Origin of the sequence: Streptomyces bikiniensis (assembly GCF_000716625.1) — a bacterium.
Lineage (GTDB): Bacteria > Actinomycetota > Actinomycetes > Streptomycetales > Streptomycetaceae > Streptomyces > Streptomyces bikiniensis.
In genome coordinates, this window is the sequence record NZ_JNXJ01000002.1 from 159,745 (window position 1) to 184,567 (window position 24,823).

Sequence of the window (24,823 nt, forward strand, 5' to 3'; positions counted from 1 at the left end):
GACCATGCCGAGCAAGACCGCCGGAACGCGCCGGCCCCCCGCCGCACGCGGCGGGGGGCGGACTCCCGCGACCCCGCGGCGGACGCGCGGCGGGGGGCTCCGGGGGCTCCACGAGCGGGCCAGGAAGGCCTGGGACCGCCCTCTCACGGCGTACTACGTGATCATCGGCGCCGGGATGCTCATCACCGCCCTCGGGCTCGTGATGGTCTACTCCGCCTCGATGATCACCGCGCTCCGCTACGAGCTGGTGCCGTCGTACTTCTTCCGGAAGCAGTTCCTCGCCGCGCTCCTGGGCGCCGGGCTGCTCCTGGCCGCCTCCCGGATGCCGGTGAAGCTGCACCGGGCCCTCGCCTACCCGATCCTGGTCGGCGCGGTCTTCCTGATGGTCCTCGTGCAGATCCCCGGGATAGGGCACAACATCGGCGGCAACCAGAACTGGATCTCGCTGGGCGGCCCGTTCATGCTCCAGCCCAGCGAGTTCGGCAAGCTGGCGCTGATCCTGTGGGGGGCCGACCTGCTCGCCCGCAAGCAGGACACGAAGCTGCTCACCCAGTGGAAGCACATGCTGGTGCCGCTGGTCCCGGTGGCCTTCATGCTGCTCGGGCTCATCATGCTCGGCGGGGACATGGGCACCGCGATCGTCCTCACGACGATCCTCTTCGGCCTGCTGTGGACGGCCGGCGCGCCCACCCGGCTCTTCGTCGGGGTGCTCGCGGTGGCCGGCGTCCTCGGGACCCTGCTCATCAGGACCAGCCCGCACCGGATGGACCGCTTCCAGTGCATCGGCGCGTCCGACCCCGGCGGCGAGGGAGCCCCCTGCCTCCAGGCCGCGCACGGAATCTATGCTCTGGCGTCGGGCGGATGGTTCGGATCCGGGCTCGGTGCGAGCGTGGAGAAATGGGGCCAACTGCCCGAGGCGCACACCGACTTCATCTTCGCGGTCGCCGGCGAGGAGCTGGGCCTCGCGGGGACGCTGTCGGTACTCGCCCTGTTCGCGGCTCTAGGCTATGCGGGTATCCGCGTGGCCGGAGGCACGGAGGACCCCTTCGTGAGGTTCGCCGCGGGAGGTGTGACCACCTGGATCACGGCGCAGGCCGTGGTCAACATCGGTGCGGTGCTCGGCCTGCTGCCGATCGCCGGTGTCCCGCTCCCGCTGTTCTCCTACGGAGGGTCGGCCCTGCTGCCGACCATGTTCGCCGTCGGGCTCCTCATCGCCTTCGCGCGACAGGAACCCGCCGCGAAAGCGGCCCTGGCCATGCGCCGCCCCGGCTGGGGCAAGCGGGCCGGGAAGAGATGGAAGTCGATGCGACGGCGCGTCAAGAAGCGCCCGTCCGGAGAGCGGTGAATTTCGGTGCATGTCGTACTCGCCGGCGGGGGGACCGCCGGCCACATCGAGCCCGCGCTCGCCCTCGCGGACGCCCTGCGCAGGCAGGACCCCAGCACGGGGATCACGGCGCTGGGCACGGAGAAGGGCCTGGAGACCCGGCTCGTGCCCGAGCGGGGCTATGAGCTGGCCCTCATCCCCGCCGTACCGCTGCCCCGCAAGCCCACCCCCGAGCTGATCACCGTCCCCGGGCGGCTGCGCGGCACGATCAAGGCGGCCGAGCAGGTCCTGGAGCGCACCAGGGCGGACTGCGTGGTCGGCTTCGGCGGTTACGTGGCGCTGCCCGGCTACCTGGCCGCCAAGCGGCTCGGGGTGCCGATCGTGGTCCACGAGGCCAACGCCCGGCCCGGCCTGGCCAACAAGATCGGTTCGCGGTACGCGGCCGGGGTCGCCGTCGCCACCCCGGACAGCAAGCTCCGTGACGCCCGCTACATCGGCATCCCGCTGCGGCACACCATCGCCACCCTCGACCGGGCCCGGGTGCGCCCCGAGGCGCGCGCCGCGTTCGGGCTCGACCCGAACCTGCCGACGCTGCTCGTCTCGGGCGGCTCACAGGGCGCCCGGCGCCTCAACGAGGTGATCCAGCAGGTCGCCCCGGTGCTCCAGCGCTCCGGCATCCAGATCCTGCACGCGGTCGGCCCGAAGAACGAGGTGCCGCGCGTCGACAACATGCCCGGTATGCCGCCGTACGTACCGGTACCGTACGTGGACCGGATGGATCTCGCGTACGCCGCGGCCGACATGATGCTCTGCCGCGCGGGCGCGATGACCGTCGCCGAGCTCTCCGCCGTCGGACTGCCCGCCGCGTACGTCCCGCTGCCCATCGGCAACGGCGAACAGCGGCTCAACGCCCAGCCGGTGGTCAAGGCCGGCGGCGGACTCCTCGTCGACGACGCGGAGCTGTCGCCGCAGTGGGTGCAGGGCAACGTCCTGCCCGTACTGGCCGATCCGCACCGGCTGTACGAGATGTCCCGCGCCGCCGCCGAGTTCGGCCGCAGGGACGCCGACGACCTGCTCGTCGGCATGGTGTACGAGGCGATCGCCGCCCGCCGCCAGGCGTAGCGCGGCGCTCCGGACGGAAGGCAGGAGGCGCCGGGTGGCAACCGCACCGACGACCGCCGAGAAGAGCGGCGCACGCGGGTCGAGGGGCCCGTCGGACGGTCCGGCCCGGCCGGGTGCCCGGAATCAAAGGTTCCGGGTGCCCGCGTCCCGGCTCCTGCTCTCCGTGCTCGGCCTCGTCGCGGTCGCCGCCGGCGCGGTCTGGGCGCTCTACGGCTCCGACTGGTTCCGTGTGGAACGTGTGAAGACTTCCGGCACCCGGGTCCTGACCCCGGCCGAGGTCGAGAAGGCCGCCGCCGTCCCGCTCGGCACCCCGCTCGCCTCCGTCGACACCGACGCGATCGAGGCCCGGACCCGGCAACTCCTGCCGCGGATCGAGTCGATCGAGGTCGTCCGGTCCTGGCCGCACGGAATCGGACTCGAAGTGACGGAACGGAAACCGGCCCTGCTCATCGAAAAGGGCGGAAAGTTCACCGAAGTGGACACGAACGGCGTGCGGTTCGCCACCGTCGCCACCGCCCCCCGGGGCGTCCCGCTGCTGGTCCTCGACGCCACCGCCTCCCCGAGCCTCCGCCGCTTCGGCGCGGACCGGCTGCTCAAGGAGGCGGTGCGCGTCCGGGGCGAACTCCCGGCGGAGGTCGCCCGGGACACCCGTGTCGTCCGCGTCACCTCGTACGACTCCGTCACACTGGAGCTGACCGGGGGCCGCACCGTCCTCTGGGGCAGCGGCGAACACGGCCCCGTCAAGGCCCGGGTCCTGACCGCCCTCATGAAGGCCACCCCCAAAGCGGGGCACTTCGACGTAAGTGCTCCCACGGCGCCCGCCTCGTCGGGGAGTTGACGCGCATCACCGCTGGCCAGCACCCTGGTTGGCCAGCGCTACGGGTGATCACATAGGGTGAAAAGAAAAACGGGAGGTTCGGCGTGTTCGTTGAACGTGCGCCGCTTGTCGACTTAGTGTCCTGTTCGGAAGAGTCCAGCGAACAGAGACACTGGTAACCCTAAACTTCAACGTTAGGGTTTGGGTCGGCGTTTCGGACCGTCCCAATCGGCATCCGTCGTCACAGCGCGGCCAACCGCGCGGTGGCGACACGTAACTCGAGGCGAGAGGCCTTCGACGTGGCAGCACCGCAGAACTACCTCGCAGTCATCAAGGTCATCGGTGTCGGCGGCGGTGGTGTCAATGCCATCAACCGAATGATCGAGGTCGGTCTCAAGGGCGTCGAGTTCATCGCGATCAACACCGACGCGCAAGCGCTGTTGATGAGCGACGCCGACGTCAAGCTCGACGTCGGCCGTGAACTCACCCGCGGCCTCGGGGCCGGGGCGAACCCGGCCGTCGGTCGCAAGGCGGCAGAGGACCACCGCGAGGAGATCGAGGAGGTCCTCAAGGGGGCCGACATGGTCTTCGTCACCGCCGGCGAGGGCGGCGGCACCGGCACCGGCGGCGCCCCCGTCGTCGCCAACATCGCGCGTTCGCTCGGCGCCCTCACCATCGGCGTGGTCACCCGGCCGTTCACCTTCGAGGGCCGCCGCCGCGCCAACCAGGCGGAGGACGGCATCGCCGAGCTCCGCGAAGAGGTCGACACCCTCATCGTCATCCCCAACGACCGGCTGCTCTCGATCTCGGACCGCCAGGTCTCCGTGCTCGACGCCTTCAAGTCGGCCGACCAGGTCCTCCTGAGCGGTGTCCAGGGCATCACCGACCTCATCACCACCCCGGGTCTGATCAACCTCGACTTCGCCGACGTCAAGTCGGTCATGTCCGAGGCCGGTTCGGCCCTCATGGGCATCGGCTCCGCCCGCGGCGACGACCGCGCGGTGGCCGCCGCGGAGATGGCGATCTCCTCGCCGCTCCTGGAGGCCTCCATCGACGGCGCCCGCGGCGTGCTGCTCTCCATCTCCGGCGGCAGCGACCTCGGTCTCTTCGAGATCAACGAGGCCGCGCAGCTGGTCAGCGAGGCGGCCCACCCCGAGGCCAACATCATCTTCGGCGCCGTCATCGACGACGCCCTCGGCGACGAGGTCCGGGTCACCGTCATCGCGGCCGGCTTCGACGGCGGCCAGCCGCCGGCCCGCCGGGACAACATCATCGGCTCGGTCTCCGCCAAGCGCGAGGAGCCCGCCCCGGCGCCCCGCGCCACCGAGACCTCCCGCCCGCTGGGCGGCCTCGGCACGGTGACCCCCCGCGAGGACCCGGCCCCCGCGCCGGTCGAGCCCCCGGCCCCGGTCGTCAACGAGGCCCCGCTGACCCCGGCCCCGCCGGTGGTCCCCCCGGCCCGTCCGTACGCGGACAGCCAGGCCGAGGAGCTGGACGTCCCGGACTTCCTGAAGTGATAGGACGTCGCTTCGACGCGAACGGCGCGCACTTCGCCTTCACCGACCGGTGGGGCGGGGTGAGCGCCGTTCCGTACGAGGAGCTCAACCTCGGCGGCGCGGTGGGCGACGACCCCGGGGCCGTGCTCGCCAACCGGTCGCTCGCCGCCGGGGCCCTCGGACTCGACCCGGCCCGGGTGGTCTGGATGAACCAGGTGCACGGCGCGGACGTCGCCGAGGTCGAAGGCCCCTGGGGGGACGCGGAGATCCCCTCCGTCGACGCCCTGGCCACCACCCGGCGCGGGCTCGCCCTCGCCGTCCTCACCGCCGACTGCGTCCCGGTCCTGCTCGCCGACCCCGTCGCCGGGGTCGCGGCCGCCGCCCACGCCGGGCGCCCCGGGATGGTCGCCGGGGTCGTCCCGGCCGCCGTGGAGGCCATGACCGGCCTGGGCGCCGACCCCGCCCGGATCGTCGCCCGCACCGGACCGTCCGTCTGCGGACGGTGCTACGAGGTGCCGGAGGCGATGCGCGACGAGGTCGCCGCCGTCGAACCGGCCGCCGCCGCGGAGACCTCCTGGGGGACCCCCGCCGTCGACGTCGCCGCCGGAGTGCGCGCGCAACTCGCCCGGCTCGGGGTCCGGGACGTCGAGGACGCCGGGGTCTGCACCCTGGAGTCCCGCGACCACTACTCGTACCGCCGCGACCGCACCACGGGGCGACTCGCGGGATATGTCTGGCTGGACGCCGAGTCCTCCCGGGGTGCGACCCCCGGATCCCCGGCAGGAAAGAGCTGATGACGGACCGCACGGCGGAACTCGCCGAGAACCTGGCCCGCGTGGAGGCGCGCATCGCCGCCGCCTGCGCCGCCGCGGGACGCGCGCGCGAGGAGGTCACCCTGATCGTGGTGACCAAGACCTACCCCGCGAGCGACGTGAGAATCCTCCACGGCCTGGGCGTCCGGCACGTCGCCGAGAACCGGGACCAGGACGCCGCGCCCAAGGCGGCCGCCTGTGCCGATCTCGACCTCGCCTGGCACTTCGTGGGCCAGTTGCAGACGAACAAGGTCAAGTCGGTGGTCGGTTATGCCGATGTCGTACAGTCCGTCGACCGCCCGAAGCTCGTTTCCTCCCTCTCCGCCGCGGCGGAGAGGGAGGAGCGCGAACTCGGCTGCCTGATCCAGGTCGCGCTCGACGCGGAGTCCGGCGAGCGGGGCGACCGCGGCGGCGTGTCGCCCGACGGGATCGAGGAGTTGGCGGCGGCCGTGGACGCCGCCCCCGGGCTGCGGCTCGACGGCCTGATGACGGTCGCCCCGCTCGCCGGCCCGTACGCCGGGGAGCCCCGCGCGGCCTTCGACCGGTTGATGGATTTGTCGACTGCCCTGCGCGCGACCCGTCCGGCTGCGAACATGGTGTCCGCGGGGATGAGCGGAGACCTCGAAGAGGCCGTCGCCGCCGGGGCGACACACGTACGCGTCGGTACGGCGGTACTCGGTGTCCGCCCGAAGCTCGGGTAACGTCGCGAAGCAAGTCGGACCACAGCAGAAAATATGGTCATTCCGCAGAACGGCGGGACGGCCCGTGGATCGCCGGCACTTGGTGACGAGGCCGATCCACCACAGAGCGGAGGAATCGGAGAATGGCCGGCGCGATGCGCAAGATGGCGGTCTACCTCGGCCTCGTGGAGGACGATGGGTACGACGGCCGGGGCTTCGACCCCGACGACGACTTCGAACCCGAGCTGGAGCCGGAGCCCGAGCGCGACCGGCGTCACGTCCCCCCGCGACAGGTGGAGCACGAGGAACCGGTGCGTGTGGTGAAGCCCCCGGCTCCCCGGGAGCCGGTCGCCCATTCTGTCCCGGTACTCGCCGAAAGCGGACGTCCGGCCCGAATTGCCCCCGTGGCATCCATCACACCCGAACGCCCGAGCCTGGAGAAGAACGCACCGGTGATCATGCCCAAGGTCGTGTCCGAGCGGGAGCCCTACCGCATCACCACGTTGCACCCCCGGACCTACAACGAGGCCCGTACCATCGGGGAACACTTCCGTGAGGGCACCCCGGTGATCATGAACCTCACGGAGATGGACGACACGGACGCGAAGCGACTTGTCGACTTTGCCGCCGGACTCGTCTTCGGGCTCCATGGCAGCATTGAGCGCGTGACGCAGAAGGTGTTCCTGTTGTCGCCTGCTAACGTCGATGTCACGGCGGAGGACAAGGCCCGGATCGCAGAGGGCGGATTCTTCAACCAGAGCTGAGAACACAGGAACCGGACGGACCGGTCGCGAGGGCGGCCGGACGAGCGAGAGCACGCAAGCCAGGGGAGAGGGAAACGCGGGATGGGCGTCGCACTACAGGTGGTCTACATCGTGCTGATGTGCTTCCTCGTCCTCCTGATCGTCCGGCTTGTCATGGACTACGTCTTCCAGTTCGCCCGTTCATGGCAACCCGGTAAGGCGATGGTGGTCGTCCTTGAGGCCACCTACACTGTCACCGATCCACCGCTCAAGCTCCTGCGGCGGCTGATCCCGCCGCTGCGTCTCGGGGGCGTGGCACTCGACCTGTCCTTCTTCGTTCTGATGATCATCGTCTACATCCTGATCTCCATCGTGAGCAGCTTCGCGAGGTGAGTGAGGTGCCCGTGGACGATACGGTCTTGCCGACTGCCGACGACTACGTAGAGGTGAAGAAGAGATGCCGCTGACTCCCGAGGACGTGCGGAACAAGCAGTTCACGACCGTCCGCCTTCGAGAAGGCTATGACGAGGACGAGGTCGATGCCTTCCTCGACGAGGTCGAAGCCGAGCTGACCCGCCTGCTCCGCGAGAACGAGGACCTGCGCGCCAAGCTGGCCGCCGCGACGCGTGCCGCCGCGCAGAACCAGCAGCAGCAGAGCATGCGCAAGCCCCCGGAGCAGCAGGATCGTCCCGTCGGTCCCGGGGCCCCGGTACCCGCCGCCATATCCGGACCGCCGGTCCAGCAGCAGCCGCCGCAGATGGGCCCGCCGCAGCTGCCTTCCGGTGCTCCACAGCTTCCCGCCGGCCCCATGCAGGGCGGCCCCATGCAGGGCGGGCCCATGGGCCCCGGCCCGATGCAGGGCGGCCCCATGCAGGGTGGACCGATGGGTCCCGGCCCGATGCAGGGCGGCCCGATGGGCCACCCGCAGCAGATGCAGCAGCAGCCCGCGCAGGGACCGGGCGGCGACAGCGCCGCGCGCGTCCTCTCGCTGGCCCAGCAGACCGCCGACCAGGCGATCGCGGAGGCCCGTTCCGAGGCCAACAAGATCGTCGGCGAGGCGCGCTCGCGCGCCGAGGGCCTGGAGCGGGACGCCCGCGCCAAGGCCGACGCCCTGGAGCGGGACGCGCAGGAGAAGCACCGCGTCGCGATGGGCTCCCTGGAGTCCGCCCGCGCCACCCTCGAGCGCAAGGTCGAGGACCTGCGGGGCTTCGAGCGCGAGTACCGCACGCGTCTGAAGTCGTACCTGGAGTCGCAGCTGCGCCAGCTGGAGACCCAGGCCGACGACTCGCTCGCCCCGCCGCGCACCCCGGCCGCGGCCTCCCTGCCGCCGGCCCCGTCGATGGCCTCGGCCGGCGCCGGTGCGCCGTCCTACGGCGGCGGCACGATGGGCGGCGGTCCGTCCATGGGCGGTGCCCCGTCCTACGGCGGTGGTCAGCAGCAGATGTCCCCGGCGATGACCCAGCCGATGGCTCCGGTCCGTCCGCAGGCACCGCAGCCGATGCAGCAGGCTCCGGCGCCGATGCGGGGCTTCCTGATCGACGAGGACGACAACTGACGGCGGGCGGTCGCGCGACGAGCGCGTAGCCGTCGGCAGGCTACGAGGGCCGGCTCCCGGGAAACCGGGGGCCGGCCCTTCGTCGTGGGGGCGCACGGGGCGGGTGCGGGTGCGGGTCGGGGGCGGGAGCGCCTGCGGCGGGCCGTTCCCCACCCCGCCCCTTCCCGAAACCGGGGCTCCGCCCCGGGCCCCGGAGGAGGCACGGGCGGAGCCCCGACTCCTGAACGCGGCAGCTTCGCGCCGCGAGGACACCGGGCCCCGGCACGCCGGGCCGGCGGCGGCCAGTGGCCCGTCTCGGCCAGTGGGCCGTGCGGGGCCGTGGCCCGTCTCGGCCAGTGGGCCGTGCGGGGCCGTGGCCCGTCTCGGCCAGTGGGCCGTGCGGGGCCGTGGCCCGTCCCGGCCAGTGGCCCGTCCGGGGCCATGCCCGTCCGGGGCCGTGCCCGTCCCAGGCTGTGCCCGTCTCTGGCCGTGCCGGTCCCAGGCTGTGCCCGTCTCTGGCCGTGCCGGTCCCAGGCTGTTCCCGTCTCTGGCTGTTCCCCGTTCCGGCGGCTTCGTGCCGCCGGGACACCGGGGCCCGGTACGCCGGGCAGCACCCACCCCCGGCGGCTTCGCACCGCCGTCCCGCCCCCGGCGGGGTTTCGGGAAGGGGCGGGGTGGGGGAAAGCGAAAGGCCCGGCCTCCCCGGAGCGGGGGAGCCGGGCCTTCGTCGTGTCGGTTACGCCTTGCGGAGGCGGAACGTCAGGCCGAGGGAGTCGTCCGTGAACGGGGCGCCGTAGCTGTCGTCGGCCTCGCCGTTCGCGTGGTCCGTCGCCAGGACCTCGTCCGCGATGAGGGCCGCGTGGGCCGTCAGGGCGTCCGTGGTCTCCTCGGAGTCCGAGGTCCAGCGCAGGGCGATGCGGTCGGCGACGTCCAGGCCGCTGTTCTTGCGGGCCTCCTGGATCAGCCGGATCGCGTCACGGGCCAGGCCGGCCCGGCGCAGCTCCGGGGTGATCTCCAGGTCCAGGGCGACCGTCGCGCCCGCGTCCGAGGCGACCGACCAGCCCTCGCGGGGGGTCTCCGTGATGATGATCTCCTCGGGGGTGACGGTGATCGTCTCGCCGTTCACCTCCAGGGGCGCCTCGCCGGAGCGCAGCGCCAGGGAGAGGGCCGCCGCGTCGGCCGCCGCCACCGCCTTGGCCACGTCCTGGACGCCCTTGCCGAAGCGCTTGCCCAGGGCCCGGAAGTTCGCCTTGGCCGTCGTGTCGACCAGCGAGCCGCCGACCTCGGAGAGGGAGGCGAGCGAGGAGACGTTCAGCTCCTCCGTGATCTGGGCCTGGAGCTCGGGGGAGAGCGCCGCGAAGCCGTTGGCCGCGACCAGGGCGCGGGAGAGCGGCTGACGGGTCTTCACGCCGGACTCGGCGCGGGTGGCGCGGCCCAGCTCGACCAGGCGCCGGACGAGCAGCATCTGCTCGGAGAGGGCGCCGTCGATCAGGGACGCGTCCGCCTCCGGCCAGGTGGCCAGGTGGACCGACTCCGGGGCGCCCGGGGTCACCGGGACGACCAGGTCCTGCCAGACCCGCTCGGTGATGAACGGGGTCAGCGGGGCCATCAGGCGCGTGACCGTCTCCACGACCTCGTGCAGGGTCCGCAGGGCCGCCTTGTCGCCCTGCCAGAAGCGGCGGCGGGAGCGGCGCACGTACCAGTTGGACAGGTCGTCCACGAACGCCGACAGGAGCTTGCCGGTGCGCTGGGTGTCGTACGACTCCATCGCCTCGGTCGCCTCGGCCACCAGCGTGTTCAGCTCGGAGAGCAGCCACTTGTCGAGGACCGTGCGGTCGGCCGGGGCCGGGTCCGCCGCGCTCGGCGCCCAGCCGGACGTACGGGCGTACAGGGCCTGGAAGGCGACCGTGTTCCAGTACGTCAGGAGGGTCTTGCGGACGACCTCCTGGATCGTGCCGTGGCCCACCCGGCGGGCCGCCCACGGCGAGCCGCCGGCCGCCATGAACCAGCGGACCGCGTCGGCGCCGTGCTGGTCCATCAGCGGGATCGGCTGGAGGATGTTCCCCAGGTGCTTGGACATCTTGCGGCCGTCCTCGGCGAGGATGTGGCCCAGGCAGACCACGTTCTCGTACGACGACCTGTCGAAGACCAGGGTGCCGACCGCCATCAGCGTGTAGAACCAGCCGCGGGTCTGGTCGATCGCCTCGGAGATGAACTGCGCCGGGTAGCGGCTCTCGAACAGCTCCTTGTTCTCGTACGGGTAGCCGTACTGCGCGAACGGCATCGAGCCCGAGTCGTACCAGGCGTCGATGACCTCCGGGACCCGGACGGACTCCAGGGAGCAGCCGTCCTCGGGGCAGGCGAACGTGACCGCGTCGATGTACGGGCGGTGCGGGTCCAGGCCCGACTGGTCGGTGCCGGTCAGCCCGGTCAGCTCCGCGCGCGAGCCCACGCAGGTGAGGTGCCCGTCCTCGCAGCGCCAGATCGGCAGCGGGGTGCCCCAGTAGCGGTTGCGGGAGAGGGCCCAGTCGACGTTGTTGGTCAGCCAGTCGCCGAAGCGCCCGTGCTTGACCGACTCCGGGAACCAGTTGGTCTTCTCGTTCTCCGCGAGCATGCGGTCCTTGACCGCGGTCGTGCGGATGTACCAGGACGGCTGCGCGTAGTAGAGCAGGGCCGTGTGGCAGCGCCAGCAGTGCGGGTAGCTGTGCTCGTACGCGATGTGCTTGAAGAGCAGGCCGCGCGCGTCCAGGTCGGCGGTCAGCTTCTCGTCGGCCTTCTTGAAGAAGACGCCGCCGACCAGCGGCATGTCCTCCTCGAAGGTGCCGTCGGGGCGGACCGGGTTCACGACCGGCAGGCCGTACGCCTTGCAGACCTTGAGGTCGTCCTCGCCGAAGGCGGGGGACTGGTGGACCAGACCCGTGCCGTCCTCGGTCGTCACGTACTCGGCGTTGACGACGTAGTGCGCCGGCTCCGGGAACTCGATCAGCTCGAACGGACGCCGGTACGTCCAGCGCTCCATGTCCTTGCCGGTGAAGGTCTCGCCGGTGGTGACCCAGCCCTCGCCGAGCGCCTTGTCGACCAGCGGCTCGGCGACGACGACCTGCTCGTCGCCGTCGGTGGCGACCACGTAGGTGACCTCGGGGTGGGCGGCGACCGCCGTGTTGGACACCAGGGTCCACGGGGTCGTCGTCCAGACCAGGAGCGCCGCGCGGCCGGCCAGCGGGCCGGAGGTCAGCGGGAAGCGGACGTAGACCGAGGGGTCCACGACCGTCTCGTACCCCTGCGCCAGCTCGTGGTCCGAGAGGCCGGTGCCGCAGCGGGGGCACCAGGGGGCGACCCGGTGGTCCTGGACCAGCAGGTCCTTCTCGAAGATCTGCTTCAGCGACCACCAGACCGACTCGATGTACGAGGGGTCCATGGTCCGGTACGCGTCGTCCAGGTCGACCCAGTAGCCCATCCGGGTCGTCAGCTCGGCGAAGGCGTCGGTGTGGCGGGTCACGGACTCGCGGCACCTGGCGTTGAACTCGGCGATGCCGTAGTCCTCGATGTCCTTCTTGCCGGAGAAGCCGAGCTCCTTCTCGACGGCGAGCTCGACCGGCAGGCCGTGGCAGTCCCAGCCGGCCTTGCGGGCCACGTGGTAGCCGCGCATGGTCCGGAAGCGGGGGAAGACGTCCTTGAAGACGCGGGCCTCGATGTGGTGGGCGCCCGGCATGCCGTTGGCGGTCGGCGGGCCCTCGTAGAACACCCACTCGGGGCGGCCCTCGGACTGCTCCAGGGTCTTCGCGAAGACCTTGTTCTCCTGCCAGAAGTCGAGCACGGCGTGCTCGAGGGCGGGCAGGTCGACCTGGGCGGGCACCTGGCGGTACTGCGGCGCTGTCATGCGGCGGACTCTCCTCCGGACGGACGGTTCTGCTTCCGTCGGAGGGACGAGAGCGCTGCTCCCGCGGTACCACCCTCCTTGGCCCCGGACGCGACCGTCCGAAGCCCCCTCATTGGGGTCGCGACGCCGGGTCTAGTCGCCGCGCCCCTCGGCGCGGCTTTCTTCCGGCGGCTCCGGGGTGATGCTTCACATCGGGCTCGCCCCCGGGCTCTCACCGTCCCCGGGTCGCTCATGGCTGCGTACGACGCTACTCGTCCCCATCCAAGCCTTTCGCTGGGCCCAGTGTACGGCGCCCGGGGAAGGAGGGCGGACCGGTTTTCCATGACCCGAATGGCCACACGGCGGGTGCCGGACCCGGGACAGGGCCATGTGGGGGAGGGGAGGGGCGGATAACCGGCCGGGGAGCCGGGCACAACGGAAGCGGGCCGCCCCGGCGGGGAGCGGGGGCGGGTGGGAACGGCGGCGTGCCCCGTTGCCGCGGGCCCCGGGCCGATTTATCGTCCCAGCACGATTCGCGAGCAAGATCACAAAATGTGAAGGGGCCGCGACATGGTGGCGAAGAAGACCGCCGCGAAGAAGACCACGGCCGGGAAACGGACGGCGGTCGCCGGGCACCCCACGGTCGCGGAGGAACCGGAGGCCCCCGGGAAGAGGGGGACCGGGAAAGCGGGCGCCAAGAAGGCGGTCGCGAAGAAGGTGGCGGCCGCGAAGAAGACGGTCGCGAAGAAGGCCGCGGCGGCCAAGAAGGCCGTCGTGGAGAAGACGGGAGCGGCGGCCCCCGCCGAGGCGGCCTCCGCCGAGGACACCGCCGCCCCGGGTGCGCCCGCCAAGAAGGCCGGGACGAAGAGGGCGGCCGCCGGGAAGGCGTCCGCGCGGAAGCAGACAGGAGCCAGGACGGTGGCAGCGAAGAAGACCGCGGGTGGCGTCACGACCGTCGAGGACGGGGCCGCGGTGCCCCCGGCCCGTACCGGCGAACTCGCGGTCCGTCCGGGCGAGGACCCCTGGACGCCGGAGGAGGTCGCCGAGGCCCGCGACGGGCTCCGGGCGGAGGTGCTGAGGCTCCGCAGCGAGCTGGCCCACTCCCAGGAGGAGCTGACGGGCCTCATGCGGGACTCGGGCGACGGCGCCGGGGACGACCAGGCCGACACCGGCACCAAGAACATCACCCGCGAGCACGAGCTGGCCCTCGCGGCCAACGCCCGGGAGATGCTGGAGCAGACCGAGCACGCCCTGGAGCGGCTCGACGCCGGCACGTACGGCCTGTGCGAGGTGTGCGGCAAGCCGATCGGCAAGGCCCGCATGCAGGCCTTCCCGAGAGCCACCCTCTGCGTCGAGGACAAGCAGCGCCAGGAACGGCGCGGCTGAGGCGGGCCGCCCGCGTGCCGGGCGGCCCCCGGCACGCGGCCCGGACGGGCCGCCGACACGGGTACGGGGCTCCGGCGCCGGCCGGTGGCGATCCGGAGACCGCGGGCGGCCCGCCGGACGGTGTGACCGGCGTTCGAGAGGGCGTGTCGGCAGCCGGGGGCGCAGGTGGGTCCGGAGGCCGCGGGCGGCCCGCCGGGCGGGTGTGCCCGGCGTTCGGGCCGGCGGCCCCGGGGCGGGAGCGGGGTCGGCCGCGGGTGGCCTCCTGGTGGCCCGGGCCGGGGCGGCCGGGGAGCGGGCGGAGCCGTGGTCTCGGATGCCGTTCTCGTACGCCTGTGCCGTACCCTCGGTGCACGGTCAGGCATCGAGGTCGAGGGACTCACTCACGTGGCAGAGGCGGAGCGCATCATCGGTACGCCGGATTCAGAAGGGGCCGACGAGTCGGCCGCCTCCGACGGCACGGAGGCTCCCGTCGAGCGTCCCCGGGGCAGGCGCCGGATCGTCGCCCTGTTCGTGGTGGCCCTCCTGGCCTATCTGCTCGACCTCGGCAGCAAGATCCTCGTGGTCGAGAAGCTGGAGGGCCGCGAGCCGATCCGGGTGATCGGGGACCTGCTCCGCTTCGACGCCATCCGGAACCCGGGCGCCGCCTTCGGCATGGGCGAGGCCTTCACGATCATCTTCACCTGCATCGCCGCCGCCGTGATCGTCGTGATCATCCGGCTCGCCCGGAAGCTCTACAGCCTGCCCTGGGCCATCGCGCTCGGCCTGCTGCTCGGCGGCGCGCTCGGCAACCTCACGGACCGGATCTTCCGCTCGCCGGGCGTCTTCGAGGGCGCGGTGGTCGACTTCATCGCCCCCGCGCACTTCGCCGTCTTCAACCTCGCCGACTCGGCGATCGTCTGCGGCGGCATCCTCATCGTGATCCTGTCGTTCCGGGGCCTGGACCCCGACGGGACCGTCCACAAGGACTGACAAGGCATACTCGACGGGTGAGCACGAGTCCCGAGATCCGCACGCTGCCCGTTCCCGATGGCCTGGAGGGCGAGCGCGTCGACGCCGCCATCGCCCGTATGTTCGGGTTCTCCCGCACGAAGGCGGCCGAGCTGGCCGCCGCAGGGAAGGTCCAGGTCGACGGCTCCGTCGTCGGCAAGTCCGAGCGGGTCAGCGGCGGCGCGTGGCTGGAGGTCGAGATGCCGGGCGCGGCCGCGCCCGTGCAGATCGTCGCGGAGCCCGTCGAGGGCATGGAGATCGTCCACGACGACGACGACATCGTCGTCATCATGAAGCCGATCGGCGTCGCCGCCCACCCCAGCCCCGGCTGGACCGGCACCACCGTCATCGGCGGCCTCGCCGCCGCCGGCTACCGCATCTCCACCTCCGGCGCCGCCGAGCGCCAGGGCATCGTGCACCGCCTCGACGTCGGCACCTCCGGCCTGATGGTGGTCGCCAAGTCCGAGTACGCGTACACCTCGCTCAAGCGCCAGTTCAAGGAGCGCACGGTCGACAAGCGCTACCACGCGCTGGTCCAGGGCCACCCCGACCCGATGAGCGGCACCATCGACGCCCCCATCGGCCGGCACCCGAACCACGACTACAAGTGGGCGGTCACCGCCGACGGCAAGCCCTCCGTCACGCACTACGACCTCATCGAGGCGTACCGCTCGGCCTCGCTGCTCGACATCAAGCTGGAGACGGGCCGCACCCACCAGATCCGGGTGCACATGTCCGCCCACCGCCACCCCTGCGTCGGCGACCTCACCTACGGCGCCGACCCGACCCTCGCCAAGCGCCTCGGCCTGACCCGGCAGTGGCTGCACGCCGTCCGCCTCGGCTTCGAGCACCCCGGCGACGGCTCGTGGGTCGAGTTCGCCAGCACCTACCCCGAGGACCTGCGCAAGGCCCTGGACCGGATCGAGGCGGAGAGCCGGTGACCACCGCGTACGACGTCCGCGAGGCCCTGGGCGACGAGGACCGGGAGGCCTGCTTCGCGGTCCGCCGCGAGGTCTTCGTCGAGGAGCAGGGCGTGCCCCGGGAGCTGGAGTACGACACGTACGACGCGACCGCCGTGCACGTCCTCGCGGTCCGCGCCGACGGCCTCCCGCTCGGCACCGGGCGCCTGCTGCACGGCGCCGACGCGCTGGGCAAGACCGGTGCCGACGCCTCCGTGGGCTCGCTCGGCCGGCTCGCCGTCGCCAAGGCGGCGCGCGGCCTCGGGGTCGGCGCGGCCCTGGTCCGGGGCATCGAGGACGCGGCGCGCGAGCGCGGTCTGACCGCCGTCGACCTGCACGCGCAGACCCATGCCCTCGGCTTCTACGAGCGGCTCGGCTACGAGGCGTACGGCCCCGAGTTCCCGGACGCGGGCATCCCGCACCGGGCCATGCGGAAGGCCCTGTAGGGCCCGTCCGGGACGTCCGCCGCGGCGCCCCGGGGACAACACGTGTGAAAAGAGGCTTACGTGGCAGGCTGAGCCCGTGGATCAATTGGCCCTGCTGTTCCTGCTGCTCCTCGGTGCCCTGCTCACCGTGCCCCTCGGCGAGCGGCTCGGGCTGCCCGCGCCCGTCCTGATGACCCTCGTCGGGATCGTGCTGGCCTTCCTGCCGTTCGTGCCGAACGTCGAGATCCCGCCGGAGTACATCCTCCCCCTGGTGCTGCCGCCCCTCCTCTACGCGGCGGTGCAGCGGACCTCCTGGCGCCAGTTCGCGGCCAACAGACGGCCCATCTTCCTGCTCGCGGTGGCCCTGGTCTTCGTCACCACGGCCGCCGTCGGCGCCGTCGCCAACGCGCTGGTGCCCGGCATCCCGCTGGCCGCCGCGATCGCGCTCGGCGCCCTCGTCGCCCCGCCGGACCCGGTCGCCGCGACCGCCGTCGCGGGCTCGCTCGGGCTGCCCCGCCGGCTCGTGTCGATCCTGGAGGGCGAGGGGCTCTTCAACGACGTCACCGCGATCGTGCTCTACCACGTGGCGATCGCCGCCGCCGTCAGCGGCGCCTTCTCCCTGCCCGCGGCGGCCGGCGCGCTCGTGCTCTCCGCCGTCGTCGCCGTGGTCGTCGGCCTGGGGCTCGGCTGGCTCTCCAACAAGCTCATCGGGTACCTGGGCGACGCCACCCTCCAGACCGGCCTCACCCTCCTCGTCCCCTTCGTGAGCTACGTGCTCGCCGAGGAGCTGCACGGCTCCGGCGTCCTCTCCGTCCTGATCACCGGGCTCTTCCTGGCCGAGCACGCGGCCGACGCCGACGACGTCATGGGCCGGCTCGCCGGGCAGACCTTCTGGGAGATCGTCGACACCCTCGTGACCGGCATCGCCTTCGGCCTCATCGGCCTGGAGGTCGTCCACGTCTTCGGGTACGCGGACGGGCACGTCGTGGAGATGCTCGGCTGGGGCGCGGCCGTGGCCGGGACGGTCGTCGTCGTCCGGCTGCTCTGGCTGCTGCCCGCCACCTGGCTGGCGCAGAAGATGCACACGCTCCGGGACGTGGACGAGGAGATCCCGGTGAGCTGGCGGGAGACCGTCGTCATGTGGTGGGCGGGGATGCGCGGCGTGGCCTCGGTGGCGCTCGCGCTCGCCGTCCCGCTCACCACCGACGACGGCGAACCCTTCCCCGGCCGCGCGGAGATCGTCTTCATCGCCTTCTGCGTGATCCTCACCACCCTCGTCCTCCAGGGGCTCACCCTGCCCGCCCTGGTCCGGCGGCTCGGCGTGAAGGCCGACACGAAGACCGAGCGGGCCCTTGAGCGCGAGCTGGCGATCCGGGCCGCGAAGGCGGCCAAGCGGCGGCTCAAGGAGATCGAGGAGGTCGAGGACCTGCCGGAGGAGGTGCAGGAGCGGCTCCACCGCGGCGCCTTCGACATCGGGGCGCGGATCAGCCCCGACATGGTGGACGACGAGCGGCGGGCCGCCTTCACGGAGCGGGCGGACCGCTTCAGGGCCGTGCAGCGCATCCAGAAGGAGCTGATGTCGGCCGCCCGGCACGAGGTCCTGGCGGCGCGCAGCGAACCGGGCGCCGACCCCGAGGTGGTGGACCGGGTCCTGCGCCAGCTGGACGTGCGCAGCATGCGGTGAACGGGGGCGGCCGACGGTGACGCGCGGCACCGGGCGGCGGACCCGGCTTTCGGGATGGGGCCGCCGCGGGTGGCAGGATGGCGCCCATGGACATCATGCTTTTCCACTCGGTGTACGGACTGCGCCCGGCCGTGGAGGCCGCGGCCGACCGGCTGCGGGAGGCCGGGCACCGGGTGTGGACGCCGGACCTCTTCGACGGCTGGACCACCGATTCGGTCGAGGAGGGCATGGCGAAGCGGGACGAGATCGGCAAGGACGAGCTCCTGAAGCGCGCGATCCTGGCCGCCGCCCCGTACTCGGAGCGCGGCCTCGTCTACGCCGGCCTCTCGCTGGGCGCGTCGGTCGCGCAGACCCTGGCCCTCGGCGACGAGAAGGCGCGCGGCCTGCTGCTCCTGCACGGCACCTCGGACCTCGCGCCGAACGCGTCGGTGGACGAGCTGCCCGTACAGCTGCACGTGGCCGAGCCCGACCCCTTCGAGACGGACGACTGGCTGTCCGCCTGGTACCTGCAGATGGGCCGGGCCGGGGCGGACGTGGAGGTCCACCGCTACCGGGGCGCCGGGCACCTGTACACGGACCCGGAGCTGCCGGACTGGGACGCGGAGGCGGCCGAGCGGACCTGGGCGGTGGCGCTCGCGTTCCTGGAGGAGCTGGCGGACGCGGCGTGACTCCGTCCGGACGCGCGCCGGGGGCGCGGCGGGAGGCTCTTCCCGTCGCGCCCCCGGTGCGTGTACCGAGCCGTCAGCCCGCGCGGTACGCGCTCCAGTGCTGGCTCATCCGGGACACCTGGCCCGCGGTGAACTGGTACATGCAGGAGTCGTACGTGTAGTCCATGAAGTTGTGGATCGGGTCCGCGCCCGCCGTGGTGCAGGTGTCGCGGCCCGTCGGGCACTCGTACGCCGGGCTCGACTCGGCCGGGGTGTCGGCCACGGAGTCGCCGCTGCCGCCGCAGCCGCCCTGGAAGGTGTGGTACAGCCCCATCCAGTGGCCGACCTCGTGCGTACCGGTGTCGCCCTGGTTGTAGTTGGCCGCCGAGCCGCCCGGGAGCGAGGCGTCCAGGACGACGACGCCGTCCATCTTCGGCTGGGACTTGTACGAGGACGGGAAGGTCGCCCAGCCGAGGAGGCCGCCGCTCAGCTTGGCGGTGTAGAAGTTCAGCGCGCCCGCGCCGCCCTTGCGGAGGGTCTGCTTCATCTGCTTCTCGGCGCTGGAGCCGGAGGCGAGGTTGTACCAGCTGGAGTTGTCCGTGTAGTCGGTTCCGGCCAGCGTGAACCGGAAGTTGGTGTTCACGTTGCCGGTGCCCTGACCGCCGTAGGCCGCGTTGAGGACCGCGATCTGGCTGTTGATGGCGGAGGCGGAGAGCTTGCCCGTGTTCCCGGAGTGGATGACGTGGAAGTAGACGGGGACGGTGACCGCGGCGGCGGCCCGGCCCGAGGCGGCGGCCCGGGCGGCGCCGGCGGTCGCGGCCGGGGAGAGCGACGCCAGTCTCTTCCGGAGGTCCGCGTCCATCGCCTTGGCCTGGGCGGCCGAGACCTCGTTGGGCTCGGCGGCGTGGTGGTCGGCGCCGCGTGCCTTGCGGGCGCCGGAGAGGGCACCGGAGTGGGCACCGTCCTCGCACTCCTCGGCGGAGGCGGAGAGGGAGGCGGCGGCGCGGTCGGCGGTGGAGGCGCCGGTGGCGACGGGGGCCGAGAGCGGGGCAAGGGCCAGGGTTCCGGCCATGGCGGCGGTACCGATGACACGACGTGACATACGCGGGGATATACGGGCAAGAGCACGCATGGTGACTCCTCGTGGGGGGTGCGCGGAGGAACTTCCTCCGCCACGCCGGGGAGATTACGCGTCCATGTCAGCCTCCATTGAGCAGTGATCAAGCCCAATCATCCGTGGGGCAATTCGGTGCAACGGGAAGAAAATCTTCCGCGTCTTCCGGAGTTTGAGACGCCGACGTAATGGATCGGAGGACGGAGGCGGGTGGTGTGTCCGGATTCGATCGCCGGAATCAGCCACCCGCCGTAGCCGTGTGATCTCCCGTTAACAGAGGAGATCTTGGCTGAAAATAACCCCCCAGGAGTGGTCAGAGGACCGGCTGGTCCACCCGCTCGACGCGCTGCGTTCCGCTCCGCGTCCGGTACGAGCGCGCCCAGGCCGCCGTCGCGTCCGGGTCCGCCTTGTCGGAGACCGTGTAGTAGTCCATCTGCGAACGGGCGGCGGTCACATCGAGGACGCCGTAGCCGTGGTGGTCCATGTCCACCCACTTCACGTGGCGGTTGGCGGCCTTCACCGCGGTCGCCGCCACCGCCGAGAGCGTCCCCGGCGCCACGTGCAGCAGGTCGTCCAGGTTGTCCGAGGTCACCGAGGTGACCACGAACTCGGTCGCCGCCGAGGCCGAGAGCGGATACGTCGCGGCCTTCACCGGCACGTCGTTGGCCCAGGCCATGTGGATGTCACCGGTCAGGAAGACCGTGCTCCGGACACCCCGCGAGGTCAGGTGCGCGAGCAGTTCCTTCCGGTCGTCCGTGTACCCGTCCCACTGGTCGGCGTTGACCGCGAGCCCTTCCCCGGGCAGCCCCATCAACTCCGCGAGCGGCGCCAGGAGGTGGGCGGGCAGGGCACCGAAGGCGACCGGCGAGATCATCACCGAGGTGCCGACCAGCTGCCAGGTCGCGTCCGAACCGGCCAGGCCCGCCTTGAGCCAGTCCAGCTGGGCGCGGCCCGTGATGCTCCGCTCCGGGTCGTCCACCGCGCCGCTGCCCGCCTTCGCCTGCGCCGAGCGGAACGACCGCAGGTCGAGCAGGTGCAGATCGGCCAGCCTGCCGAAGCGCAGGCGCCGGAAGACCGTGCCCTCGGTGGAGGCCCGGACCGGCATCCACTCGAAGTACGCCTGCTTGGCGGCCGCGACCCGGGCCGCCCACGCGCCCTCGGCGCCGGGGGTGTGGTTCTCGGCCCCGCCCGTCCACGCGTCGTTGGCGAACTCGTGGTCGTCCCAGATGGCGATCACCGGGTGCGCCGCGTGCAGGGCCCGCAGGTCGGGGTCCGTCTTGTACGTCCCGTGCCGGGCGCGGTAGTCGGCGAGCGAGACGGTCTCGTGGCGCGGCTCGTGGGCCCGGACGGTGTACTTCGCGTCGGGGTAGACGCCGCTGGCGTACTCGTAGAGGTAGTCGCCGAGGTGGAGCACCGCGTCCAGGTCGGCGCGGGCGGCGAGGTGGCGGTACGCGGAGAAGTGCCCGGCCTCCCAGTTCGCGCAGGAGACCACGCCGAAGCGCACGCCGGGCGCGGCCTCGTCGGCGGCCGGGGCGGTACGGGTCCGGGCGGGCGGCGAGACCGTGCCGTCCACGGTGAAGCGGAACCAGTAGGCGGTGGCCGGACGCAGACCCCGGACGTCCGCCTTCACGGTGTGGTCGGCGGCGGCGCTCGCCGTGGTCGTGCCGGAGGCGACGACCCGGGCGAAGGCGCGGTCCTCCGCGACCTCCCAGCCGACCCGGACGTCGGGGCCGAGTCCGGAGCCGGGCACGGCCTCGGGGACGGGGGTGACGCGCGTCCAGAGCAGGACGCCGTCGGGCAGCGGGTCGCCGGAGGCGACGCCGTGGAGGAAGGCGGGCGCCCCGGTCCCCGCGAGGGCGGGGGAGGCGGCGCCCAGGAGCGCGGGCGCGGCGACGGCGGTGGCGGCGGCGGCCTTCACGACCGTGCGGCGGGTGGGGGCGGGAGATATGAAACGACTGGTCACGGGCAGTCAGATTACTGACGGGTATGCCCAGGGGGCAGGCGAAATCCGGAAGTTCGCCGGCCGGTCGCCGCCCGGTGGCCCGGACGCCACCCCTGGACGCACCTCGGTCGCGGAAGCACCTCGGCTCCGGAGGCATCCCGGCCGCGAAGGCACCTCGACTCCGGAGGCACCTCGGCCCCGGACCGGGTGGGTCCGGGGCCGAAAGGGGTTCGGCGGGGTCGGCGGTGGGCGTCAGCCCTTGAGGGCCGCCGTGATCGCCGTGGTGAACTGCTCCGCGGTCATCGGCGGGTTGTCGGTGCCCTGGACCGTCACGGGCTTGCCGTCCATCTTCAGCGTCGGGGTACCCTTCACCCCGCTGTCGTCGAAGGCCTTGGACATCTTCATCGCCCACGCGTCGAAGGTGCCCTCCTCGACGTTCTTCTTGAACGCGGCGTTGCCCTTGAGCGCCGGCACCGACTCCGCGACCTCCAGGAGGTAGGAGTCCTTGGCGAACTTGTCGTCGTTCTCCTCCGGGTGGAACTTCGCCGAGTAGAGCGCGGCCTTGTACTTCAGGAAGGCCTCCGGGCTCACGTCCAGGGCCGCGCCGAGCGCCGAGAGGGCGTTCTTCGAGCCCTCGCCCGGCACGGCGTTGTCGATGAAGGTCGCGCCGACGTACCGGATCTTGTACTTGCCGGCCTCGACGTCCTTCTCGATCGTGGAGCCCACGGACTGCTCGAAGGTCGCGCAGACCGGGCAGCGCGAGTCCTCGTACAGCTCCAGGGTCTTCTTCGCGGACGCCTCGCCGACGACGACCGTCGTGCCGTTCGCGCCCGAGGTGTTCTTCGGGGCCGTGACGGTCGTCGCCTCGGCCGCCGCCTCCCACTGGGAGGGCTTGTTGGCCTGCACCACCGCGTAGCCGACGCCGCCGGCGAGGGCCAGGACGGCGACGGCCGAGCCGGCCACGACGAGCTGCCGGCGCGCCCGGTCCTTCTTCGCCTGGCGCTCGCGCTCCTGGCGCAGCCGCTCGCGGGCGGCCGCCTTGTTGGCCTGGTTGTTGCGTGCACTCATGATCTTTTCTCCGTGGGGATCCGCCGGGCGCGAAGGGCCCGGGAAAGAAAAAGGGGGGAGGGGGGACCGCGGGGCCCGCTCAGACGAGAGCGAGGCCCGGACGCGGCGGCCCCCGCCGCCCCACGGAGTGCACGAGGAGCCGGGTGCGCGAGGACCGGAGCGGGCCCCCGGGACGCCCGGTGCGCCGGGGCGCCGGACCACCCGTACGGAAGAAGGCCGCCACGAGCAGCAGCGGCCGGAACGCGAAGGCCTCCACCGCGCGGACCAGCCGGACGAGGGCCCGCTCCCCGCCGCGCAGCCAGCACGCCGCCGAGAACCCGACGCCCACGTGGGCCAGGAGCAGCAGCCACGGCAGCGCCGGGTCGGGGGAGGAGAGGAGCGCGGTCGCGTGCCCGCCCTCCGGGGCCGCCACACCGGGCAGCGGGGCCCCGACGGGGCCGCCGCAGAAGACCTCCACGCCCACCGCGCGCAGCGATCCGGAGACCGGGCCGCCGGCGGGGCCGTAGCAGACCGTCTGACCGCTGGTGAAGAGGGTGTCGGCCGCCAGCTCCAGCGGGACGAGGAGCCCGGCGATCGGACCGAGGCCGCGCTCGCGGCCGGCCAGCGCGTACGCCACGGCGAAGACGCCGGCGGCGACCGGGACGACCGTCCCTACCGGAAGCGGCACGCCCGAGAGCAGCACGTGGGACGCCACGGACAGCGTCACGACCAGTGCCGTGAAGAACGCCGCCCGCAGCGCCCTCAGCTGCGTCCCTGCCGTGTCCATCGTCCAGGAGTGTGCCACGCGGGCGCGTAAGGGGTCACTAAAGGGAAACTGTGGACGTCTCCCCGGGGCCCCGGAGCCCCGGGATCCGGCCGTTGCGGAAGAGGTCCACGAAGATCTGGTGGTCCGCCCGGGCACGGGCCCCGTAGGCGTGCGCGAAGTCCACGAGCAGCTCCGCGAAGCCCTCCCCGTCGTCGCCGATCGCCGCGTCGATGGCCCGCTCCGTCGAGAACGGCACGAGCGAGTGGCCGCTGGAGTCGTCCGCCGCCGCGTGCATGGTGGCCGTCGCCCGGCCCAGGTCCGCCACGGTCGCCGCGATCTCGGCCGGGTCGTCGATGTCCGACCAGTCCAGGTCCACCGCGTACGGCGAGACCTCCGCCACCAGCTGCCCGGCGCCGCCCAGCTCCGTCCATCCCAGCCAGGGGTCCGCGTGCGCCTGGAGCGCCCGCTGCGAGATCACGGTCCGGTGCCCCTCGTGCCGGAAGTAGTCCCGCACCGCCGGGTCCGTCACGTGCCGGGAGACCGCCGGGGTCTGCGCCTGCTTGAGGTAGATCACGACGTCGTTCTCCAGGGCGTCGCTGTTGCCCTCCAGGAGGATGTTGTACGAGGGGAGGCCGGCCGAGCCGATGCCGATCCCGCGCCGCCCGACCACGTCCTTCACCCGGTACGAGTCGGGGCGGGCCAGGCTGGACTCCGGCAGGGTCTCCAGATAGCCCTCGAAGGCCGTCAGGACCTCGCGGCGGGTGTCCGCGTCCAGCGCGAGCGCGCCGCCGCCCGCCGAGAAGCGGCGCTCGAAGTCCCGGATCTCGGTCATCGAGTCGAGCAGCCCGAAGCGGGTCAGCGACCGGGCCCGGCGCAGGGCGCCGAGCAGCGGCCCGGCGGCGGTCCCCAGGGTGAAGCCGGGCGCCTCGTCGTCCTCGGCGCCGGTCGCCAGGGCGTGGATCCGCTCCCGGTAGGCGGCGGCGCAGATCCGCACCAGCTCGGTGATCTGCCGGTCGCTGAGCGCCTTGGCGTAGCCGATCAGGGCGAGCGAGGCCGCGAGCCGCTTCAGGTCCCAGGTGAACGGGCCCACGTAGGCCTCGTCGAAGTCGTTGACGTTGAAGACCAGGCGCCCGTTGGCGTCCATGTACGTGCCGAAGTTCTCGGCGTGCAGGTCGCCGTGGATCCAGACCCGGCTGGTGCGCCCGTCCAGGTACGGCCCGCCGTCCGCCTCCCGCTCCAGGTCGGAGTAGAACAGGCAGGCGGTGCCCCGGTAGAAGGCGAAGGCGGATCCGGCCATCTTGCGGAACTTGACCCGGAAGGCGGCCGGGTCGGCGGCGAGCAGCTCCCCGAAGGCGGTGTCGAAGACGGCGAGGACGTGCTCGCCGCGCTCGGCGGCGGTGGGCTGGGGGACCGACATCGGGATGCCTCCTGGTACGGGACGTGCACGCAGAGTGTTCACGACAAAAGGGACAGGTATTC

21 protein-coding genes are annotated in these 24,823 nt (G+C 72.5%); 15 read left to right on the top strand and 6 right to left on the bottom strand.

Annotation, left to right across the window (positions count from 1 at the left end; all coding sequences use genetic code 11):
* The first annotated feature begins 4 nt into the window (after positions 1–4).
* From ftsW to OO47_RS02005, 9 genes are all read left to right on the top strand, one after another.
* Entirely contained in the window at positions 5–1,345 is a 1,341-nt protein-coding gene (gene ftsW, locus OO47_RS01965; protein WP_030205541.1) for a putative lipid II flippase FtsW, read from the top strand.
* Between the two features lie 6 nt (positions 1,346–1,351).
* The gene (gene murG, locus OO47_RS01970) at positions 1,352–2,446 is read left to right on the top strand and encodes an undecaprenyldiphospho-muramoylpentapeptide beta-N-acetylglucosaminyltransferase (protein ID WP_030205540.1); all 1,095 of its coding nucleotides are present in this window, start codon (positions 1,352–1,354) and stop codon (positions 2,444–2,446) included.
* Positions 2,447–2,480: 34 nt separating this feature from the next.
* Positions 2,481–3,284 carry a cell division protein FtsQ/DivIB gene (locus OO47_RS01975; RefSeq protein ID WP_030205538.1) on the top strand — a complete coding sequence of 268 codons (804 nt, stop codon included), beginning with the start codon at positions 2,481–2,483 and terminating at the stop codon, positions 3,282–3,284.
* A gap of 278 nt (positions 3,285–3,562) precedes the next feature.
* Positions 3,563–4,780, top strand: a complete 1,218-nt coding sequence (gene ftsZ, locus OO47_RS01980; protein WP_030205535.1) for a cell division protein FtsZ — start codon at positions 3,563–3,565, stop codon at positions 4,778–4,780.
* A complete protein-coding gene (gene pgeF / locus OO47_RS01985; RefSeq protein WP_030205533.1) occupies positions 4,777–5,553 on the top strand; it encodes a peptidoglycan editing factor PgeF in 777 nt (258 codons plus the stop codon). The genes ftsZ and pgeF overlap by 4 nt, the downstream gene beginning before the upstream one ends.
* Entirely contained in the window at positions 5,553–6,272 is a 720-nt protein-coding gene (locus OO47_RS01990; RefSeq protein ID WP_030205530.1) for a YggS family pyridoxal phosphate-dependent enzyme, read from the top strand. Before pgeF ends, OO47_RS01990 begins: the two co-directional genes overlap by 1 nt.
* Positions 6,273–6,394: 122 nt before the next feature.
* Positions 6,395–7,015 (top strand): cell division protein SepF, encoded by a 621-nt coding sequence (locus OO47_RS01995; protein WP_030205527.1) that lies wholly within the window; start codon positions 6,395–6,397, stop codon positions 7,013–7,015.
* A gap of 81 nt (positions 7,016–7,096) precedes the next feature.
* Positions 7,097–7,387, top strand: a complete 291-nt coding sequence (locus OO47_RS02000) for a YggT family protein (protein ID WP_017238790.1) — start codon at positions 7,097–7,099, stop codon at positions 7,385–7,387.
* Between the two features lie 64 nt (positions 7,388–7,451).
* Positions 7,452–8,549, top strand: coding sequence for a DivIVA domain-containing protein (locus tag OO47_RS02005; protein WP_030205511.1), 1,098 nt, complete (start codon positions 7,452–7,454; stop codon positions 8,547–8,549).
* Positions 8,550–9,264: 715 nt separating this feature from the next.
* Here the strand turns inward: OO47_RS02005 and ileS are convergent.
* Positions 9,265–12,408 carry an isoleucine--tRNA ligase gene (ileS, locus tag OO47_RS02010; RefSeq protein ID WP_030205509.1) on the bottom strand — a complete coding sequence of 1,048 codons (3,144 nt, stop codon included), beginning with the start codon at positions 12,406–12,408 and terminating at the stop codon, positions 9,265–9,267.
* Positions 12,409–12,957: 549 nt separating this feature from the next.
* Between ileS and OO47_RS02015 the strand changes: the two genes are divergently transcribed.
* From OO47_RS02015 to OO47_RS02040, 6 genes are all read left to right on the top strand, one after another.
* Positions 12,958–13,773 carry a TraR/DksA family transcriptional regulator gene (locus OO47_RS02015; RefSeq protein ID WP_030205506.1) on the top strand — a complete coding sequence of 272 codons (816 nt, stop codon included), beginning with the start codon at positions 12,958–12,960 and terminating at the stop codon, positions 13,771–13,773.
* 384 nt (positions 13,774–14,157) lie between these two features.
* The gene (gene lspA / locus OO47_RS02020; protein ID WP_030205503.1) at positions 14,158–14,742 is read left to right on the top strand and encodes a signal peptidase II; all 585 of its coding nucleotides are present in this window, start codon (positions 14,158–14,160) and stop codon (positions 14,740–14,742) included.
* A gap of 17 nt (positions 14,743–14,759) precedes the next feature.
* On the top strand, positions 14,760–15,701 hold the full coding sequence (locus OO47_RS02025) for an RluA family pseudouridine synthase (protein WP_030205500.1): 942 nt from the start codon (positions 14,760–14,762) through the stop codon (positions 15,699–15,701).
* Positions 15,698–16,165: a GNAT family N-acetyltransferase gene (locus tag OO47_RS02030; RefSeq protein ID WP_030205497.1), complete on the top strand. Its 468-nt coding sequence runs from the start codon at positions 15,698–15,700 to the stop codon at positions 16,163–16,165. Before OO47_RS02025 ends, OO47_RS02030 begins: the two co-directional genes overlap by 4 nt.
* A 76-nt stretch (positions 16,166–16,241) precedes the next feature.
* Positions 16,242–17,828, top strand: coding sequence for a Na+/H+ antiporter (locus OO47_RS02035; protein WP_030205494.1), 1,587 nt, complete (start codon positions 16,242–16,244; stop codon positions 17,826–17,828).
* An 86-nt stretch (positions 17,829–17,914) separates the two neighbouring features.
* Positions 17,915–18,496, top strand: coding sequence for a dienelactone hydrolase family protein (locus OO47_RS02040; RefSeq protein ID WP_030205487.1), 582 nt, complete (start codon positions 17,915–17,917; stop codon positions 18,494–18,496).
* A gap of 73 nt (positions 18,497–18,569) precedes the next feature.
* Here the strand turns inward: OO47_RS02040 and OO47_RS02045 are convergent, their stop codons facing one another.
* The 5 genes from OO47_RS02045 to OO47_RS02065 form a co-directional block, all read right to left on the bottom strand.
* The gene (locus OO47_RS02045; protein ID WP_030205485.1) at positions 18,570–19,577 is read right to left on the bottom strand and encodes a zinc metalloprotease; all 1,008 of its coding nucleotides are present in this window, start codon (positions 19,575–19,577) and stop codon (positions 18,570–18,572) included.
* A gap of 325 nt (positions 19,578–19,902) precedes the next feature.
* Positions 19,903–21,552 (bottom strand): alkaline phosphatase D family protein, encoded by a 1,650-nt coding sequence (locus tag OO47_RS02050; protein ID WP_030205483.1) that lies wholly within the window; start codon positions 21,550–21,552, stop codon positions 19,903–19,905.
* Between the two features lie 231 nt (positions 21,553–21,783).
* A complete protein-coding gene (locus tag OO47_RS02055) occupies positions 21,784–22,599 on the bottom strand; it encodes a DsbA family protein (RefSeq protein WP_030205482.1) in 816 nt (271 codons plus the stop codon).
* A 79-nt stretch (positions 22,600–22,678) separates the two neighbouring features.
* Positions 22,679–23,365 carry a hypothetical protein gene (locus OO47_RS02060; RefSeq protein ID WP_030205480.1) on the bottom strand — a complete coding sequence of 229 codons (687 nt, stop codon included), beginning with the start codon at positions 23,363–23,365 and terminating at the stop codon, positions 22,679–22,681.
* Between the two features lie 37 nt (positions 23,366–23,402).
* Positions 23,403–24,761 carry a DUF2252 domain-containing protein gene (locus tag OO47_RS02065; RefSeq protein ID WP_051715148.1) on the bottom strand — a complete coding sequence of 453 codons (1,359 nt, stop codon included), beginning with the start codon at positions 24,759–24,761 and terminating at the stop codon, positions 23,403–23,405.
* Between the last annotated feature and the right edge of the window lie 62 nt (positions 24,762–24,823).